We start from the raw sequence: 21,231 nt of genomic DNA on the forward strand, positions 1-21,231 counted from the left end.
AGTTTTTAAATGTTTTTCGCTGGGTAATGGCTTAAAATGTTCCCCGAAGGCCCAAGGAAAAGGAGCGCATGGGATTGAGGTTCCTAAATTCGGGATCCAAAGGATCATCGGATGCTTTCCAAAGGATACCTAGGTTGTTGATATAGGAATAGATTTCCAGATTGGAGAGCATGCGCTTTTTTCCACCCGGAAAATCAGCAAAGCGATAGGTCACATTGATATCCTGGAATCGGATATGGTCCCCTTTTTCCACCAAAACCTCGGAAAACCGGTATAGATTATCTCTATTCAGGTTGGGGTTGCCGGGAATAGATGGAACGTTTGTTATCTGTTCATCTCCAGGATTTTGCCAACGAAGAGCATAATCAGCATGTCCGGGATTTCCACGAAGTAGGGAATTGTAAAGCACAGAATTTCTCCTGTAGTAATAGCCCAGTTTATAGGAGATATTGAAAGAGAGTGACAAGCCTTTCCAGGCAAAGGTATTTCTCAATGCCCCAAAAACTGTAGGCCGGGCAGAACCATGAAATACTAAATCATTGATTCCGGATTCCCGGATTATAGCCGTAAAATCCTCGGATGGACTGCCGTCTAAAAATCCCTGTGGGTTTCCGTTATCCGGATTAAGCCCCGCCCAAGGGTAGCTAAACATCGCGTATAAGGGATAACCCTCTACCGGATAGACCCTTCCAAAACCGACCCCGCCATTGGATAGCACACTTGAAATAGGCTCTTCCAAAAGATACCGGGTAACTGTTTCCCGATTGGTACTGAAAAGTAGCTGGGAAGACCAGGTCAAGCTTCGTTGTACATTGACAGAATTCAAAATAATATCCCAGCCAGTACCCCTAGTATTGGCTGAATTTCCCCGAAATGATTCCAAACCACTGGACGGGGGAAGCTGTGTGTCTGCAATTAAATCCACCCCATTTTTGATGTAGTATTCTACAGAACCAGAAAGTCTTGCATTTTTGCTTTCAAAGTCCAATCCAAGATTTACAATTTCTATTCTTTCCCAACTTAAGTCGGGATATGGTGGATTGAGTATCCGTGCATAAGGAAGCCCCGGATTAAACCCGAAGAAAGAACTGGTCAAAAACAAGGCTGTAGTCTCACCAGTTAATGTTTTGTCAATATTCCCGTTGTACCCATAGGATGATCTGATTTTTAAGAAAGGAAGCTGGTCCCACTTGAAGAAATCCATTTCGCTGATCGTCCAGCCCAGGCCCAGGGAATAGAGAGGAACTCCGCGTTGATTGGCCCTTACCCCAAAAAGGTTTGACTGATCCTTTCTGAAACTGGCAGTCAAATCAACTTTATTGTCGAATGTATATCCGGCATTTCCATAATAGGAAAGAAAACGGTCTGTCAGATCTCCCAATCCAGAACCAAAGGGAATCACCTGTGAAAGGGATGGATTATAGAAAAAAGGATAGGGATTAAGGTAATCCACCGGAATCGTGCTGGCTAATTGGGGACTGTATCCGTAATACCTGGTCGAATAGGAATTCAACTGATAGTCCTTTGCTTCGAATCCCCCTAGAACATTGAGTTGGTGATTACCGGTCTTCAGGGAATATCGGATCAAACTTCGAAACTGATGGCTTTCCCCTTCATTGGAGTTTCGGTTTAAAATTGCACCTAAAGGAACCGGGTAAACCAAGGAACCGTCTTCCCGGATTTGGGTATAGGTATTGATGAGATTTCTGGAAAAATAGCTCTCCGGGCTGTTGAAGTTCTCGCCAAGCTGATTATTTGCCCAATATTGGTAGCTGAGCTCCACACTCAGGCTTTTTAGGGGCTGAAAAATCAGTGCACTGGTCCAGCGAAATTCATTGGAAGTCGTGGAATTGACTGACTCTCCGATATCTTTTAAAGGGAAATATTCCCAATTTAACAATCCCTGTTGCGCTGCTTCCTGAACAAAGCGCTGCCTGAAGTTTCTGACTACGGGGAGGGGATTCCCCTGCGCATCTGCCAATCGAGCATAGGGATAAGTTTCGGTCAATCCCGTAAAAATCAACCCATTCAGCCCTTGATTACGGGTTGTCGCTTTATTTCTGATCAAAGCAATCTGATTGGAAAAGGTCAACCGCTCTTTCCAAAATTTAAATTCTTGGTTTCCCTTAAAAGTGATTCTATGCCTGTCGTTCCCCTGAATGTTTTCCCGGCTTTGGTCGTAGCCCAGGGAAATCCCGTAGCGTTGTCTTTGGTCCCCTCCGGATACTTGCAAAGCATACTGTTGGTCCAGCTGAGGCTGATAGATATAACGATTGATATCCTGCCTCAGATCCTGAGCACGAAGAAACGCCAATTGGCGATCTGCTTCCTCCTGTGTGATTTCTCCGTTTTTCAGGGCATGAAACAACTCAACCCCCGGAGTAATGGCATCCTGATTTCGGGAATTGAGAGCGCTGTTGTAAAAATTTCGGGAATAGAGCAGCTCTTCTACTTCCAGAAAGTCCGCCGGACTCATGTTTTGGGCATAGAAGGCATCCGGCTTTTCGAAAAGCCGGGTATTGGCATTGAATGAAACCTTTAGCGGCTGATTATATCGCCCATTTTTGGTGGTTATGACGATTACTCCATTCCCCGCACGAGCTCCCCAGATGGAGGCCGCAGCGGCATCCCGAAGCACGGTCACCTGCTCCACATCATTTGGATTGATATTTTCCAAGGGTCCATCATAAGGAAAATTGTCCACTACGATCAAGGGCTGAGAATTGGCAAAAAAGGTACTCTTGCCCCTGATGGAAATTCTGTCCTCCACTCCTGCTCTGGGATTGATCAATAGGCCTGAAGTCACATTTTCAAGGCGGGAAAGGATATCCGGGCTTACACTACGGTTTAATAATTCTTCATCGACTGAAACAAAGGAGCCCGTCACCCGCTCCTTGGGCAATTCTTGATAGCCGGTAGCGACTACCTCCACCCCCTGAAGCTCCATATCACTAGGTACAAGGACAATCCGGATTTCTTCTTTAAGTGGAATAGATAAGTCGACGGTTTGCGTTCCAAAACCGATAAAACTAACGGTCAACTGGTAGTTACCTTCGGAAAGGGTAAGGGAAAATTGCCCATTTTCATCGGTAATTTCCAGGTTTTGCGCTCCTTCCACTCGAACTGTAGCCCCAGGGAGGGGTTCCATGGTGGATTGGTCGAGGACGGTTCCCCGAATTATTTCCTGTGCGAATGCCGGTCCTTGCAGGATCAAAAATGCTCCGACCAGCCAAGTAAATAGAAACTTTTTCATAAGATGGATTGGGGTTTGGATGGGGAATTATTGAGATGTTTTTTCAACAGTGGAATCAGCTCTTCAGCCAAAAAAGGAACTTGGGAGGCCTGAATGATTCTCCCCTTTCCATCCAGTAAAATCCGGTTGGGAAAAGAACTTATTCCGTATTGGAGGAGGAAGGGGTGTTTTCGGTTGAGAGATCCGGTATAGAGATTGGTAAACTCTTCCTGGGTGTATTTGCCTGATTCCAGACTGGATAACCAAAGCGCCTCGGTAAAATCTGCCGAAACAGTGATTACCTGAATTCGGGAATCCATTCCAAATTCTTCCTTGACAGCGGTGAGTGTATTTTCATTAAAAGCCAAACAGGCCTTGCATCCGGTAATCCAAAATTCAAGCAGAATCAGATCCCCTTCTGCGATTTCCTCCAGGGTTTTGATGGTGCCGTTTTTGTCAAAAAACTCAAAACCGGAGACCTTTTTACCTGTCCCCTTTAATTCGAGTAGGACTTCCAGCCAGTCTTTGTATGCTGAGTCCTCCAGCATTCCAAGCTGTTCGCTCAGGTATTGGGTGGCATTGGGGATTTGTTCGTAACTCTGGTAAAATAATCGGACGAGTAATTTGCTGTTCCAATAGGGATCCTCAATCGGATCATGGAGATACCTACTTTGTTGGGCGACACCTGCTTTGATTCTGGATTGCACCTCCAATAGATCCATCATTTCGGCCGAATGGGGGCTCATGGGCTTCTCCAAGACAGGCTGTAATTTTTGGAGCTGATTCTGGGCCAATCGAACTACCGCTGCCTGGAATTCCGTGCTGTCTTTTTCACGATTGGCATACAATAGATGGCTGTTGATGCTGAGTAGGTGTTTTTTCCATTCCCGGAGTTCCACCTCCATTTTAAAGAAATCCAAAAGCCCTATTGGGAGCTGATCCTTATAGGAGTCAATGAGTTTCCAGGATTGGGCTATCAATTCATCGGATTGATACAAATTTCGGCTGGCCAATTCATCCAGAACTTGCCGGTTTCGTGCCTGAAACGTCAATAAGGGACCCGCAGTGGATTGAGCCTCCCGGTATTGGGCGGCGTAGGTAGAGTCGGCCAAGACCAGATCGGGATTTTCGGTCCAAAGTATCGGTGGAGTCCTTACCTGAAATTCTTCCTCCAGCCTGTTTAATTCCTGTTGCAGTCGAAATTTCAGTGCAGAAGGACCTGCAAAAACCAGGGAATTGGATTCCAGGTTAAGAAAAACCTGGACGGTATCTCCGGGATCTATTCGGAAGCGGTGGATAAAAGGAACCGATTCACCCAAGGATAAAGAGATCCATTGGGGCTGATTGTCCGTGGATAAATTGTACTGAAAAGAGCGGGATTTGGGATAGGCTCCTTCCATCAAGTTGCCCAGTTTCAGAGGGAGAAAAAGGAGGTTGGCACCGGGCGCTTTTGGAGAATCAAAAAAGTACTCCGGATAAATCTGGAGTCGAATTTGATCCCTGCTACCATACTCGGTGAGCCTCCCCCAGATGACTGCATCAGGCGAGGAAGTATCCTTTTGCCCATCTATTTGTAAGGGTAGCGGTCCTCCGTCCAGTTCCAGAGAGGATGCACCTGGCAAGAAATCAAATGGAAGGAAATTGGGTTCTGGGCTTAGCGCCCTGGCTTTTTTCGGGGATGCTTTTTGATTCTGATGAGCTGAAAAAACCCTGAGCGGGGCGGGCTGGAGGATCACTCCCTCCTCCCCTGCACCCGAATCAGGGTCGCGTTCAACTAAACCAACTATATCTGGTTGGGTAAATTCGGAGCGGGAATCCCCGCCCCGATAGGGCACAGACCTATGAGGAAAATCTGCACCGGGTGAATCGGCAACTTTATCCGATGCCACTAGGTACCTCCCGACAAGGCATAGCATCCCGATAGCTATCGGGACCAGGAAGCATGTGTATAGATTTTTTTTCATGCTCAAAAGAGTTGGAAGACCGAAGACCGGAGACGGAAGCACGGAGACGGAAGGGAAAATCAGAAATTAGAATTCTGAAAGCTGAAATGCCTAAACAGCAAGTTGATGGTAACCAACAAATTCTTTATAGGATATAGCTCTCCCATTCCAACTCCCATATGTCTTTAGGACTGGTCGGTCTTGATTAGAAATTGATTAAATGTGATAAGCGAAAATCCTCTGCAGCGGAAGGCTTATCTTTCAGTCGACGGTCGGCAGTCGACAGTCGACAGTATCGTCACTCCCCGATTCGTGTGGATAGGCCCGCCGGAGAATACAAAGTCCTTTTGGGCGCAATCAGGGAGAAAAAATAGGATTAAATAGGCTGTTTGGGTTTACGGGGAAAGAGCCGATCCAATGGGCTGATTCCCTGAATGAATAATTTCATGAACCAAGAAACAAAAGGCTGAGACAAAGATCTCTTCCGAAAATTCCTTCCCGGGAAATAAGTCAATCCAGAAAAAATCAAGGTCTGTTCCATGATACTTGGGTTATAACTATGTCCAAGTTGAGACCATGCCAAAAAAGGAGGCGTGGAACTCAACCTACCGATACCAGGTACCTAGGATAGACCTCGAACACGGATAAGAAGAGCCCACGCCAATGGCGTGAGCAATCCACTTACTATCCCGTGTTCTTCGAAATTTCCTAGGTTTCGGTATCGAGACGTCAAGTGCGATGCTCATATGGATATTACTCCAAGTAAAGAATCACGAATAAACAAAAAACTGTTATAACACAGAAATTTGCTTAGCAATAACTAAGCGTAAAAGTACAAGAGATTTTGGTATTTGCAAGAACTGATGGCAAAAAAATCAAAATTCGAATTAGCTGTTATTCAAAAAGTTAAAGAATTCCGAGAATATCGGGAACTTGGACAAAGGGATATAGCAGCTATACTTGGAGTAACAGAAGGATTTATTGGTCAAATAGAGAGTCCAAATAGCGCAAGTAAATATAACCTCAATCATCTCAATACACTGGCAAAAGAACTCCAATGTTCTCCGAAGGATTTTATACCTGAGAACCCCCTATAGTATTTATTTAATACGCCGAAATATTTTTTTTCAAAATTTAAACCCTGGAGGATTAATTAATGGTCAATAAATCTTAGCGTACGAAAAAGTCTAGAGTAGAGGTGTGTGATTAGTGAGGAGGGGAAGAGGGTTGTTGGAAAAGATAAAACGTAAATTATTTATCTCTCTATTCCATTAATTATCGCATCAACTTGACGATTATTCAAACAATACTTAGGTGAATAAGTAAGGTCATACATTTTCAAAAGATGAGAATTCCCAATTAATGAACCGCGCCCTTCTCCAAATTTTTCAATTACTTTGGCTCTTAATTGGGTTGGAACATCACCAAAATAAATTGTTCGAAAAAATGAAGCATCTGCAATTAAGCCTCCAAATTCTAGCCAACAATGTCCATTCCACATCAAGTCTTCAAAGTTACCCAATTCTGGATCAGGAAGGGGGCCATTACAAACGAAAACTTTTCTATCCATAAATTGTAAATCACCACAAATAACGGCCACAGGTATAGTAGAGTTATCTTGAATAATGGCTGCCCAAATAGCAGATATTTTCGTACAATTGAACGCTGTTTGAGGCATATTTTTTAATACTTCTGTGGCTGTCATTTTAATAAATTCTATTTCCTCATGATTAAGGAGATATCCTAAATACATTTCCGTTTCTGCAATAGAAAAATTTTGAAGTAAAACTTGTCTTAACGTCATATCTCTGTTCTCACTCATACCTACTTTTTTTAATGGACTTTAAAATCAAAAAACATATGATACAGCCCTATAATCGAAGTATCAGATCTTTGGTGGAAGGAGTTGAAAAATGAAGTTGAAGTTGAAGGATTGATCGAGAGGGTATGAGCTAAGGCCTGAATCTTACTTTGTAAAGCAATGCTAATAGTGGCTTGATCTCCTGAGATAACAAATCCAATCATTCCAGCTATTTCATCCCCTTCTGCATATTGTAAAGTAATAAAGCGGTTCAGCCCGTCATTAATATATGCGTTATCTGCGCTCTTCAATCTTTTGCACTCAACAATAAATTCCATTCCTGAAAATTTAAACGAGAAGTCAGAACGTACTTTAGTTCCATCGCCGGCAAAGCTCCAATTTTCCCAGTTAAGGTAAATAACTTTAATTTGAAGCCATTTTCTTAAAGGGGATTTTTCATTATTAAAAAGGTCATCGCAAAACCTATCCCTAATATCATTCTCTGTACTAATCGTCTTATCGATTCGATCATATGCCCCAATGAGAGAGAATAAATATAGTTTTTCAATTATTTCCTGTTTAGAGGTGTATCCTAGATTGGAAAGATTGTTAGCGATAAACTCAGCTTGGCTAGAACTCTTAGGCTGGCAAATAATTAATGAACGCCTCAATTTCCTCTTTGGCATCTTTCATAGCCTGTCTTATCGTCCAGTCTTTGAATTGATTACTTTTAATGATATAAAACTTGCCTTGTTCTTTATCGTAAATTTTAACCTTTTCTTCAAACAGAATTCTAATGGAATCGGTAATAGCCAATTGTTGGCCTTTTACAAAATTCACAATGGATAGTTGAGGGTTTTTCAGAAGTTCAGTCTCATTCTCTTTATCAGTAATAGAAATGCAGATGACCACCCCTAGGTTTTTAGAAATATGGTAGCTTGCATTGATGGTTTTATTTTTTGACAATAATAGTGAGTAAGCATCTTTAAAAGCTATCCAATATGCATTGATATCAGATGGTAAGACTGTAAGATCATTCTTGCCTGCTCTATTGACGCGGACTTCGTAAAACTCCCGAATGATTTCCTTTTCATATTCTAATAAACCGTATAGGTCAAAAACCAATTCATTGAGATGAAGAATTTCACTTTCAAAATCACTTCCTTTGGTTTTTTTATTCTGTATTCTGTGCACAAGCTGCGTCATTTCATCTGCAACTTTAGTATCTCCTATTACTTTAAATGGCAAATTCTCAATATCTTCATTTCTCAGATTTACCCAAGTTTTACCTTTTCCCCATTGAACAGATAGTTGATAAATAATAAATCCTATTAGTTGTGAATTAAATACTCCAAGTTGAGGTGAGTAATTCCCAATATTATCATTACAATCACTAAGTTTTATGGAAATCATATTGTCCTTGAAGAGGACTTCTTCTTTTAAGAAAAGACCTCGCAGTAGGTATCCATCTTGCTTAGTTGGACCAATTGGAAACACGATTCTCTCCCCCCTAAATACAGACTCTTCTCTAGCCCTATGAAGGTCCTGGTTCCAATTAAATAATTCTAAGTCACTTATGATTTGATATTGTACAAAATCTTGTGGTGTAATAATTTGTTTCCAAATGGGAGCACCTTTAGGCTTCATTTCCCCTTTGGGTTGTAATCCTCTTCTTGCATCAACCTTTAATTTTTTTTGTTTTAGAAGCTTATTTACGATTAAATCATGTGCCTCTAAATCCGAATTGACTAGAACCTTCCAAAGCGAATCATACTCAATAAATTCAGCCTGCTTCAGTTCAAAAAGATCAGAGCTTGTATAATGTATCAATTCAAAATGTCTTGCGAATTCCGTAAGCTTTGGTGAAATATATCGTAGTGTATTATCCTCTGTAGTTTTATTCCTGAAAATAAGAACAACGCAGGGTTCGCTTGCACCCACCTCGACCTGCTGCCCTTGGACATTCCCAATTACTGATTTTTTGAACAGAATTTCATTGTAATGGGAAAGCTCGTAAAAGGTCTTAATCTGATATTTCTCTAATATGTCCTTTCGGAAATCTAGTGTCTTGTCATTTAAGAAAATAGAGTTCTTAACTACCATGACATATACAGTATTAAGCCCCCCCCACTTTGATACCCTCGTGATAAATGCCTGAGATCTTTCATAATCCGCCACATAACTATATTCTGGGTATTCACCAGATTTATTATCAATTGCCGCTCTTTCCTGAAGATATACTTGGTTAACTTTTGGATCAGAGGATCCGATGGGGACAGAACCCCAAGGCGGATTAGAGGCGATGCAATCAAAAACTTTATCCGTAAACAGGTCTTCCAATATAGTATTTCCAGCAATCAAAGTCTCTCCAATTAAGCTTGGAAGAATTGGATTCTCCTGCTCAATTTTCTCTCTGATAAAATCGGAAGACTCCTCTTCAAGAAGAGCTAAGTAAAGGCTAAATGCTGCAATTTGTAAGGCATTCCGATCTATATCGATACCAAAAAGCTGTGTCTGAAGTATTCTCTTTTTTTCTTCATAGTCCAACCCGCGACCATAAGATTTTTGAATCATCTGAAAGGCCTGGACGAGAAATGCGCCCGACCCTACCGCAGGATCCAAAATAGTCGATTTTGGGTTATTTTTGAGCTTTTCGTCAAATGATTGCGAAAGCATAAAATCTACCAGAAAATCAGGGGTGTAATATATACCGTCCCCTTTCTTGGTACTACTTTTCAAAAATGCTTCGTAAACATGGCTTATTAGCTGTATAGGAATATTATCAAACTGATAAGGGAAAAGCGAAAATTGTCCAGACTTATAATCAGTCTTAAAAAATAAAGAAAGTTTATGTAGGTAAACAGTTTCAATTTGTGAACCATCAAACTCTGCATCGTATTTGAAAATATCCCCATTAATCCTCGCCACTTTTTCAAAAGCAGCGATTAGTTGTTGCGGATCTCTACTTTCCAGAACATCCAACAAATAATTTTCATTGAAAATCCCTCTATCCTCCAAATACTTAATAAATAAGCACCTAAGAATCAGTAAATGTATGATTTGATCATTTCCATTTTTGACCAAATCACTTTTTAATTCCAGTAAGTTTAAAAGAAGATCCTTGTCAACAGTTCTATTATTCTTCCTCCGGTGTTTACATACATATTCAAAAAAATAAGCCGCATCGATAGCTGATTTCGAAAATACAAGATCATCTATATTCTCGTATCCTTTTGAATTGAGTCCATAATCGAAACTTTCTATGCATATGGATTTCTTAAGAGGCTTTTCTTTATCAGGCTTTTCCTTTGCGTTGATTAAATAGGTTTTTTTCTCAGAAACTGCGACGAACACAGGATCCAGATTCTTATTCCATAGACGTTTATGAGAATCGTAAATATCAGACTCACCTGATACAATGACATATTTTACCGAAAGTTTGTCTTGATGGATCGAATACTCAAACTGACTGTTTTTCAACCCCTTATGAATTTCATCTTGAGAGAAACCCAAATTATTTAGGAATTTACGAAACATTTTTTCCATCATTTACACTCAGTTAATAGGCAAAAATAGAATTTTATACCTCCCAAACTACTCTAAAAAATAACCTTACTCTCAAAAATGATGCAGATACAGAGTTTTGACATCAGAAGTCAAAAATTATTTTCAATTATTGTCATATCTTTCCTTAAGACTTTGTCAAGCTGGATACTTTGTATTCTGTTACTTTATTTTTTTTCTTCCTTCGGAAGTATAATTGCTTTCGAATTTATTAGAACATCTCGAGCACCTGTTTCAGTACGTGAATTAAAAGGACCGATTTCTTTTTCTAGAAAATCAAACCATTTTCTTCCCAAATCATCAATGAAATCAACCAAGGAATCATTGGCTCTAGAGCTATATGAAGGCACCCAAAGTAATTTTGGTTTATTAGAATCTACGATTTCGACATATCTATTGACTGTTAGGTAAAGAAAATAATCTATTGAACTATAAGATTGAGTTAAAATATCTCCGCAAAGTGCTGCAACAATATCTACTGGAAGTCCAGTGAATCCGTCATTTACAAAAATCAAAACCCCAGTAGATTCAGTTATAGAAAAGTGATTTTTAGTTTCACGAATTTGAACATTTGCTTTTTTAATAATTCGAGCGATCGAAGGGCGAGCTAGACGAAAAAAATCTTCGATAAACCAAGGTGGGTAATCTTCTGTTCCTCCTAATAATTTCGGCTTTCATTTTGGATTTTCGGTAAAAAGCCTCTCGTGAAGCTTTTCTAGACCTACATAGGCTTTGTCTGTGTCCAAAAACTCAGTTTGAATTTCTTTAAGTTCACAAACCACTTTGGCATCCGGGAAAATAAAATCTGCGTTATTGAAATTTGGTGCAGAAGGAAGGATATCCGATACTACTTTACCGTTCGCACTTTTGACGAACTTTTTCCACGTGGACTCAACGGGGATTGGATCATGAGGAACAACATCCCAAAAACCTGGAATACTTGCTATAAAATATTTATAAACAAATTCAATTAACTAACTAATTAACAGGTAGAACACCGTAAAATCATTGATTTGATAGGGTGGGATTTGGCCGCCCTGCATCCCGGCCCAAGGCTAAAATCATATTCGAAAAGATTTTTCAACGCCTTGTCTTACCCTGCTATCCTTTCCATCCTGATAGCCATCGGAATGCAATTTACCCTTTTCTCCTAGCCCGCATGCTTCCAGCAATAACTACTTCCTGTCGATGTTTTTCGGGAGCGGTTGGAGCCTCCTTTGATTTACCTCACCCCACCCCTCTCCTTAAAAAGAGGGCGATCATGAAATGGAGAATCCAATATAGGTAATCCCATGGCACTTCTCCAGTTTGCTCTCACTGATTATCAAAAGCTTCCTTGCTTCTACCTCATCCCTCCCTTCCCCTCAATCCTGCAGAACAGGCTTCCTTGAAGAGAAGGCGATCATTCAGTGGAGAATTTAAGACTAGAAATCCAAAGGGGTTTATCCCACAATCGATTTGCCAGATTATCAAACCCTTCGTTTTGCTAAGAAAGGGAATTTTGGAGAAGAAAAAATACCGGGTAGTGGGTATTTTTTGGGGTAAAATTGAAAAAAGTGAGGGCGAAGGGAGATTTTTTTTGACGGGAGTGTGAAGGTGTTGATTTGAGTTGAGGGTTTTGGATATCTGTCCATAGTCTTTCTATTAGTGCAATGGGCGGGATTTTTAAAAAAACAGTGTTGAAATCATTTTTTCGCTTTATTTTCTGAATTGGTTATTTTTGAATAAACCTCACTCACCATCTGTAGTTGCAGGTCTATTTAAAAGGTTCTTACCAATCCATTTATGGGAATTGACCAATTATAAACATATATGATCGAAGAATGGGTATCCCTTGTCAATAGATACACCATAGCTGGTGCCCGAAGCAAATTTGAAGACATCTGTACTACGCTATTCAAACATAAATTTAAGGGGGAATGCGTGAAATCGGTTCGGGTTGATATCGGTGACGGTGGAGTCGATGTATTTATTGGAGATATTCAAAACCAACCAATAAAGGTCATCCAATGCAAGTTTTTTGTCAACGGTATCGAGGAGTCACAAAAGGCTCAGGTAAGGAAATCCTTTAAGACTGCTATAGGTTCAAGTGATTTTAAGGTCAGCAATTGGATACTTTGCTTGCCCGGAAAGTTAAGTATCCAAGAGCACAAATGGTGGGCAAGTTGGAAGCATAGGCAGATAAACACCTTTGGATTACCAAATGATTGCATCAAACTTATGGATGGAGCCGATCTTATCGATGAATTAAAAACCTTCGGCCTGTATGATGAAGCCTTTGAAATAGAAATAAAAAACGCAGTAAGAGATATTCACAGTGCTGTAGTCGGCAAAAAGTTTGACCTGAATCAAGAAATTTTATCTGCTTCGAACTATGTTAGGAACCTCAAAAATTACTTTTCGAAGAATAAGCTAGCACATGTAGAGAGGCCAGCAATTCAGGAAATTGTAACATGGGTAAAGAGGGATTTGCCTGGCAAGGAGATTTTAGAAAAGATGCTTGTCGTAAAAGGTAAAAAAGGGGTTGGTAAAACAACAATTCTGCATGATGTCTATTATCAATTGGCAAATGAAAACGAATATAATGTCCTTGCTATCAAGTGTGACCAGTTTTATGATGTAAATTTGGACGGCCTTGCTAAACAGCTGTTTACCGATTTAGCATCATTCAATGAACTTTTTAACACACTTCGGGACAAAGGTGAAAAATTTGTAGTTGTACTTGACCAATTAGACGCACTGTCCCAAACCTTATCATCGGACAGGAGATGGCTAAAGACATATATAAAGCTTATTCAGGAACTGCTCAAGCTGCCAAATGCAAGAATTATAATCTCGACCCGGAGTTTCGATCTTGATTACGATGCCGATCTGAGAAAATTCAATGACACACATGTTATCAAGCAGATTGAGGTTGGAAAGTTGTCTGAGACGGAAGTAACAGACATTTTAAAGCTACTTAAACTCGAAACAAAAAATAAACTTCTGATCGAACTGCTTACGATACCTTATAATCTTGAACTTTTCACCAAAATTCCAAATTTAGAGCAACTGTTGCAGAAACAGTCAAGGATCTCATTGACTAAACTCTATTCCGAATTATGGAGTCAAGTGATGATCCCGAGAGAACTATTGCTCACCGAATGCCTAAATGCAATTGTGAAAAGGATGTATGAACAGCATCCAAATCTAATTGAGCTGAAATATCTAGAAGAATTCAAACCAGAAATAAGTTATCTAGTATCCCATGAAATCCTGGTACAGAACGAAAGTAAACTTTCTTTCTTTCATCAATCATTTTATGAGTATTATCTGGCTCGATGGTTCGTAATCTCCGACAGAAATCTGATCGACTATATTTTTGAGGAAGGACAGAACCTGTATATCAGGTCTTTGATCAAGACCGTTATTGAGTACCTTAGGGAGGCCGATCATAAAAAATATATAGAGCTCTATAAAAATATAATTGATCACGACCAGATCAGGTATCATATCAAATATTTATTTATACTTGAACTTGGACTTGTAGAAAATCCATCGCAGAAGGAGAAAGAGCTGGTATGTGATATGCTAGCGAATGAATATGGGAAATTGTTTCTTGACTTATTCAATTCAAAAGGTTGGATCGAGTTTTTTATTTCAAATCATCTGCTTTATGGTAATCAAAATGATGTGTTCAGAATTCTTTACCGAAACATCAACCATAATGCAAAGCTTGTTTTGGATCATTTAGAAAATGGCAATTTTGGAGAAAAAAATAAGTTTATAGCAGACATTATACCGAGTGTCAAAAACTGGGATGCCAAACTTTTACCCTATTTTGATAACTACTTTCTATACGATGAGAATACAGAACTTTGGTATTTTGAGACTTTAAAAAAAATAGCTCCTTTTAATCTGGAATATGTATTTGGAAAGCTCAAGCCAGTAATATTGAAGACAAAAAGCCGTACTAAACATTTTAGATTCGACCATCGCTTTGATAGAATTATTGATAATTTGTATCAACAAAACCCTCAAAAGACCGCTGAATTTTTGCTCTCTGTTCAATTAGAAATTCTGGAAGAAACCAAACACGCCTATTATTTTGAATATTTAGGAATTACCTCCGAACTGCTAGGCTCCTATCAGCTTGATAACGGATTATTATATAAAGACAGCGAAGATGAAAAATCAATAGATTTTTACCTGCTTAAATATTACAGCACGTGCGAAAGAAAAGTACTTAAAGAACTTATCCAAAAACATTCCTCGACGAACTATGTTGCTTTGCTCACTCTTTTAACAAAATTGATGCGGGATAGGAGTAGTGAATTTATTGAGGAAATCTACCAACTACTATTGATCATCGAAGCCAAGAATGGTCTGATGGGGAAAGATGATTTTTTTCAGCTAAACATTCGCAGAATGATTGCTAAAGCCATATCTCTTTTTGATCTAAGGCAATACCAAAGGGTTAAAAAACTACTACTAAATATCACCCATCCCTATGAGATATGGAAATATGAAGAAAATGGAAAGAAGAAATTTAGCCTCACCATCGGCCGAAAAAAGTACTTGTTTTTAAAAGCACTTCCCGAAATAGTTCTGGAAAAAGATCGTGAGTTAAAGCTAATATATATTGTATTGGAAAGACGTTTTGGACGAATCGATCATAACAGAGCTCTGGATAGTGGCAATAGTAGGTTTGGGGGTGTAGGTTCCCCATTATCGAATGCGAATTTTAACAAATTCAGTTACGATGCCTGGTTAAAAAGTATGCGGAAAATTGATGAGGATTTTAAATCTGCTGATTTTTTCAAAGGAGGTTTACTTGAGCATTCTAGATCTTTTGAAAGCGTGGTGGAAAGGCGTCCCGAACATTTCTGTAATTTTATTGGGCAGCTGTTTAATGAAAAGGGTATATCTTATCGTTACATCTCTCATGGTATATCTGCATTGATCAAGGCAAAATATGACCCTAAAGAGGTCGCCAACCTTGTTAGAAGGGAAATAAAGCTATCCTTAAACAGAGAATTTACTCTTTATGTTACTTGGCATATTAAATACCTAATCGACACGAAGCAGGTTACTGAAGATATCAAGGATTTCTTGATTGGAATTGCCAAATCAGAAGGATATCGCGATGATTTGCTAAACCCTAATCATCCGATTTCAGATTTTATCAATACACCAAGAGGATCAGCGATTTATAACTTGTTTTACCTGTTCGATTATCCAAACTACAAGGAGGACGTGCTCTCTACGATTGAATTCGCTATTGATCCCCAAAATAATCCATCAACTACAATTCTGGCAGGTGTAATGTTTCATCTTGCCTACTTGAACCACTTTGATATCGAACGTTCCTTCGTAATTTTCAAGAAGCTTATCGCCCAAAAAGATTCACGGGTATTAGAATGTTCCATCAATCCTGCACAGTATTTTAACAATAAGTTCCATGATAGAATGGGTTTCTATTTTGAAGAAATGCTATTGCACGAAGAATTATATGATAAATGCTACTTTTTTGTAAACAGCTGGCTCTTTGATCATATTAATGATTTCAAAATGTATGACCGTTTTATGGGGCTGGGCCAGAAAGCGATAGAATGTGCCATCGAGGTAGCAGAAAGTTTTTTGATTAAGGATGATATAGTTGATCAGCGATCAGTGCAAGTTTTGGAAAGATGTTTGTCACATAGCGAATTCGATCTTTCTCACGAATTTTCTGGGCTAGTGCTAAGGGTGTTTAAAATTGAAAACTTTGGAGAGCTTTACAGCTTCATGGAAAAATATATTGCTACCGATCAATTCAGTAACGATCCAAGATACCTGTTGGAGTTTTTGACAGAGTGTTCATCTTTATATCCAAAAGAATGTTTGGATTTACTTGTAAAAATGAATATTCCGGAACAAGTTGATATGAGTAAAAAGGCTTATTTTGGTGATGAACCATTGGTCCTGGTATTAGCAATTTATTCCAGACTAAGGCTTGAGCCTTTTAAATACCGCGAAGAGCAAAAGACGGCATTAGACTGTTTCGATAAACTTCTTGGTATTCCTTCAATAAGATATAAAGCACTTGAAGCCATGGAAAAGGTATTGAATTAAAATATAGAAAACACTGCGAAAATGTTAGGATTAAGGGAGGATTCTCCTCCGATCCGAGCGTAGTCGAACCTCTGACTTGATTTGATAGGATTTGTAATATCACCCATATTTTCCAACCAAATTCAATTGGCTTCCCATCTAGGAGTAGTCAAATCATAAATTGGACTGGGAGTCATTTACAATCCCACCTACTATCCTTACCCATTTGTAATTGGCTTTCCTATCTCATCCCTCCTTTTCCTTAAGGAGAAGGTGATCGAGCGAAATTAGATTCAGAAATTCTGGACCATCCGGACTTGTTTTCAGGATAAGGAAACAGAAAGCATTTGAAGATATTCTCCTCTAATTAGTTTTCTTAATTTAAGTTTAGCATCAATTTATACCATTCAATTTTTCCCAAACTCGTTTATATTCTTGACCGCTTAGTCTTGATCCAGCAGGTCGCACACTTTCCCATGTTTCCAGACTTTGACTGCTCAGCCAATTGCTTACAGAATCGGATGGTTGAGAAAATATTTCCCCTTCTACAGCTGTATTATATAATTGACCAATCCTGTTGGCAATACTTCTCGGGACATTGTTTTTCCTCATCAGCACCCCTTCGTCTGTATTGACACCATAGTGCAGGTAAGCAGGGAGATTAGCCATCCGTTTTTTATCAACCTCAGAAAGACTATCCCAATCCACACCGCTTGTTGGCATTTTTTGCATAGCAGCTAGCCCCCAAGTTGCTGAGTTTGCCACTACTTTGTACAAAGCCTTGGTCGCCATTTGAATAGCTATGTTTATATCTTCATTTGGGTAAAACCTATGTGCTATTGCTGATATATTCTGACCATTAACCCAATCTATGATCATTCTCGCAATACTCGATTGGTCTAAGGATCTTTCTCCGGAACTTAGTTCTTCTATTGATTTTTTTATTTCATAGGTACTTAACATTATGCCTACGAGTTTCTGCATACTTTGATTTTGCTCTGAAAAAAGTTGATTTCTATTCCAATCACTTGGAGAAATTCCTGATGTAGCCAGTTTGCCAATCATTTGCCTTACTGAAACTGATGAAAAACCTGTTGCATCTGACATCTTTGCATCAGCTAAGGAAATAGAACTCGCATATCTTCTAATATTATCTCTTAAAAAGTTTTTCTTATCAATAGGCAACTGCCGGTAGCCTAAAGTTCCCTGCAACTTTTGTTCTAATTGGGCTAAAAAGAGTTCTTGACTTTGTATCTGCTTCCTGAGATGCGATATGTATTGAAGGATGGCAGACCATCTTTCATCAACAAAAAGCCACCTTTCAAAGCCAAAATCAGCATGTCTTAAAGCATTGTCGATAGCTTTCTCCAATTGTGATAATAATGCCCCAGAGGCCGATGTGATATAGGTAGAAACCTCTTGTAAATCATTATCATTTCTAACGGCCATCCCCACCCAGCCCATAGTGTCTTGACCGGCTCTACCCACTCTCCCAACCAAATTCCAGAAATCACGGACTGGCATAGGTCCTGAATATGGATAATTGTAAGCACCCATTATCACAGCTGATACAGGGAAATTGATTCCTTGTGCAATGGTGGTAGTAGCAACCAAAGCCTGCAGTTTCTCATTGGACATCAAATCTTCAATCAGAAATCGAATCTCATCGGGCAATGCAGCGCTATGTACGGCAATCCTTCTTTTTAAAAACCTAGCTAAGGGAAAATTATCCCCCAGTTCACTTTGAACTAATTTCATCAATAAATCGACATCCTCATCCTGTGCAAAGTCATCAATGGATTTTTCATAGAGAGTTTCCGCAATACTATAGGTTTCGTTGGGGTCAGATGCTAAGACAATAATTGGAGAATCAAGGTTTAGAAATTTGGCGGCTACAGCTTTCGTGATTTTCACTTTTGACCCTCTCGCCTCTGAGGCTGTTTCTGCAGAATCTCCTTTTCCTAAAGGAATAGCGTCCCCAACTTCATATGTACCCTTATCTGTATGGAGGGTCTTCAGAAGATAATCATAGTCCCTTCCTCTTCCTTCTACCTGAATGGCACCGATCACTCGTTCATTTGGCTGCCACCAATCCAACTCCAAATTGATTACCTGTCCTCGATCACCAGCGAGCCAATTTACCACATCCTCGGAGTTGGAAATATCAGGAGTCATCAACAAGAAATTCGCCTCCTCACAGTCGTTTTTAATTGTGGAAAGTAAAAATTCCAGGTTTAAGCCCCTTTGCTTTTCTTCAATATTATGGGCTTCATCCACCACAGTCAAAACCAATGGGCGAACAGTGGTGGTGCCGAGACCTTGCCTGACGAGCAGGTTCATTTTCTCGTAGGTGGTTACCAATACATCAAACGTAGTTTGATTTCCACTCTCTTCAATGAGGTGCTGCTCAAAACCATCCAATTCAATGGCACCGCTAGCTTTTTCAATCCTTAAGCCGATATTACCTAAATCCCGTTTGAGTTGGTTGTAAACCTGATTCGCCAATGCTTTTGTTGGCACCACATAAGCAACCCAACCGCCATGCTCCCTAAATTGATTTAATGCCTGTAAAATGCGGTATTCCGCTATTAAGGTTTTTCCGCTCGATGTAGGAAGATTGACAACAATGGCCCGATGTGCAGGATTGAGCAATTGCCCTTCCAAAATGGACTCTTTCTGTGGGTAGAGCAATTCAAACCTTCCCTGTTCTTGCCGACTGATGAATCGATTGAAGGTCGTTACCCAATTGTTGATCCCTCTGGTGTTGTACCAGATTGTATTCCGAACAATTTTAACAGCAAATGCTTCAAAAAATTGATATAATAGGCCCAAACTAATATTGCCTGATTTATGGGCGTACTCTCCAGAAATTTGTAAATGGTATCGCAACTGATCTTCAGGCTCTAAGGGTCGCCCCTCTAATAAATACTGTCCCAGGATATCAATACTCTTGGCGAAGTGATACAAGGATACCAGTTCAGCAGCTCCATAAGGGCGGCTTTCCTCATTTACCTGATCTAAAAAATTATTCTCAAACTGGTTTTGCTCACTTCTTAATTGATTGATAAGCTCTACTGCCTGACTTATGTCACGCCAATTCTCTTTTTTGACCAAATGAACAATTGCCTTGAAGGAAACCGTCAAAATTCTATTGTTCCAGCTTTCTCCAAGCTCCAGCGATTGGATTTGACCGTCAAGTCCTTTGAGATACTGCTTTACAAAGTGCCAATGCTCTCCCAAATAGCCGAATGCGATTAGCTTGAACTGCTCAAGTATAAAATATTCATTCTCAATATTTATCGGAATTTGACTGGCAATATCGAAGTAAACGGAGCACAAAGCTTTAAATTCAGCAGAGTCCCGAACATCCCAAAGCTCGATAATTCTTAACTCGCATAATTCCTTGGCCTTCTCTAGCTGTGCCAAATCCCCATCTGTCAAGTTTACTTGATCAAACCGATTGGCTAGCTTTCCTTTTTGAATGAGCATACCGATCCCCTCAAGCATATCAGGGTATGCTTGTTCGAGATAGTTATATTTCACTTGTATGCTCATTAATCTTTATTATTTATGATCTGCCCCCAATCCTCTTTGGGAATGGGAAGGTACATCGCCAAAAGTTTTATGCCTTTAGGTTCCAAAACATGGCTTCTTAACCTACCATAGCTTAAGGAAACATCCCTCTCATCATGTTCCACATCTCTGACTAAAACACCAACAAGATGGTAATTATCCATACTATAATAAGCTCTAAAACTAGCATCGAAATCTGTCCTGAATTGGTGTTCAGCCGGAAAATGTCTCATTTTATTTTGAAGGTAGCTGATCAAAATTTGCCTTTTGCGCCTGTCATTGTATATATCCCTCAACTGGCCTTCTATACCACCAGATCCAGTCATAACTTGAGGGGGACGATTGGCTGTTTCGGAAGAAGTTTTAACCTCACCAAAAAGGAAAAGAACCTGACTATCAACTTCAATAAATCCGACTAAGTCTGCTCCGTTTTTATTCCCCTTTGGATTTCTAGCATCCCGTTTCTCATTCCAATGAAAACGGCAAACAAATTCCTGTTCTAAAATTACCTCCGCATAAGCTTCTCCAACCCGGAACTGTTGAACTTGTATTTCTTCATTCTCTAATGCTTGAATATCAGCCATGAGCCCTTCATTTGCATCAAACCCTGTTTCATCCCTCAGCGCCCTTAACCGATCTAAAGAATCTTGCCATTCCTCACGGTCTTGCAGGTTCTCCATGACGGGGCCCTGCAGGTGTTGTCGACAATCCTCCTCTTCTATGGCAATCCCTTGATAATTTCTACTCAGACTCTCAATGTTTTCAAAAAGTATATTCATAAAACACTAATTACCAATGTGTTGATAAAGTTTTTCTAGATAATATCTCTATTTTGTCTGATAGAACTCATAAACTTACCTCTTTCTTAAGGCATCTAAAAATCAAATACAAAATGAGATAGGATTTACTCATTGTCAATTGGTGAAATTTAATAGTTGATCTCCTCCCTCCTTCACAGCCGAGGGAAAGTAGAGAAAGATAAGATCAAGAAAAGAGTTGGCTTACATTCAGGAAATAAAAGACCTTTGTAAGAAAAGGATTTTTGG

10 protein-coding genes are annotated in these 21,231 nt (G+C 39.6%); 2 read left to right on the forward strand and 8 right to left on the reverse strand.

The genetic code is table 11. The features are described from left to right. Positions 1-31: 31 nt before the first annotated feature. Positions 32-3,253, reverse strand: a complete 3,222-nt coding sequence (locus B2906_RS13630; RefSeq protein WP_219956359.1) for a SusC/RagA family TonB-linked outer membrane protein — start codon at positions 3,251-3,253, stop codon at positions 32-34. After that, entirely contained in the window at positions 3,250-5,196 is a 1,947-nt protein-coding gene (locus tag B2906_RS13635) for a TlpA family protein disulfide reductase (RefSeq protein WP_219956360.1), read from the reverse strand. The genes B2906_RS13630 and B2906_RS13635 overlap by 4 nt, the downstream gene beginning before the upstream one ends. 842 nt (positions 5,197-6,038) lie before the next feature. On the opposite strand from B2906_RS13635, the gene B2906_RS13640 reads away from it, so the two are divergent. Then, positions 6,039-6,272, forward strand: coding sequence for a helix-turn-helix domain-containing protein (locus B2906_RS13640; protein WP_219956361.1), 234 nt, complete (start codon positions 6,039-6,041; stop codon positions 6,270-6,272). A 158-nt stretch (positions 6,273-6,430) separates the two neighbouring features. Here the strand turns inward: B2906_RS13640 and B2906_RS13645 are convergent, their stop codons facing one another. The 4 genes from B2906_RS13645 to B2906_RS13660 form a co-directional block, all read right to left on the reverse strand. Then, entirely contained in the window at positions 6,431-6,997 is a 567-nt protein-coding gene (locus B2906_RS13645; RefSeq protein ID WP_219956362.1) for a hypothetical protein, read from the reverse strand. Positions 6,998-7,008: 11 nt separating this feature from the next. Then, complete coding sequence (locus B2906_RS13650) at positions 7,009-7,647, reverse strand: hypothetical protein (RefSeq protein ID WP_286940448.1); 639 nt, start codon at positions 7,645-7,647, stop codon at positions 7,009-7,011. Beyond that, on the reverse strand, positions 7,616-10,513 hold the full coding sequence (locus B2906_RS13655) for an HsdM family class I SAM-dependent methyltransferase (protein WP_219956364.1): 2,898 nt from the start codon (positions 10,511-10,513) through the stop codon (positions 7,616-7,618). The genes B2906_RS13650 and B2906_RS13655 overlap by 32 nt, the downstream gene beginning before the upstream one ends. A 194-nt stretch (positions 10,514-10,707) precedes the next feature. Further along, complete coding sequence (locus B2906_RS13660; protein WP_219956365.1) at positions 10,708-11,055, reverse strand: hypothetical protein; 348 nt, start codon at positions 11,053-11,055, stop codon at positions 10,708-10,710. Positions 11,056-12,352: 1,297 nt separating this feature from the next. Here B2906_RS13660 and B2906_RS13665 point away from each other — a divergent pair. Beyond that, positions 12,353-16,633, forward strand: a complete 4,281-nt coding sequence (locus B2906_RS13665; RefSeq protein ID WP_219956366.1) for an NACHT domain-containing protein — start codon at positions 12,353-12,355, stop codon at positions 16,631-16,633. Between the two features lie 372 nt (positions 16,634-17,005). Here the strand turns inward: B2906_RS13665 and B2906_RS13670 are convergent, their stop codons facing one another. Together B2906_RS13670 and B2906_RS13675 are read right to left on the reverse strand one after the other, a co-directional pair. Continuing rightward, positions 17,006-20,167, reverse strand: a complete 3,162-nt coding sequence (locus B2906_RS13670) for a DEAD/DEAH box helicase (RefSeq protein ID WP_286940453.1) — start codon at positions 20,165-20,167, stop codon at positions 17,006-17,008. After that, positions 20,167-20,964 (reverse strand): hypothetical protein, encoded by a 798-nt coding sequence (locus B2906_RS13675; protein ID WP_219956368.1) that lies wholly within the window; start codon positions 20,962-20,964, stop codon positions 20,167-20,169. Before B2906_RS13675 ends, B2906_RS13670 begins: the two co-directional genes overlap by 1 nt. Positions 20,965-21,231: the final 267 nt, after the last annotated feature.

Origin of the sequence: Algoriphagus sp. UBA3586, from assembly GCF_002376385.1 — a bacterium.
Taxonomy (GTDB): Bacteria; Bacteroidota; Bacteroidia; order Cytophagales; family Cyclobacteriaceae; genus Algoriphagus; species Algoriphagus ornithinivorans.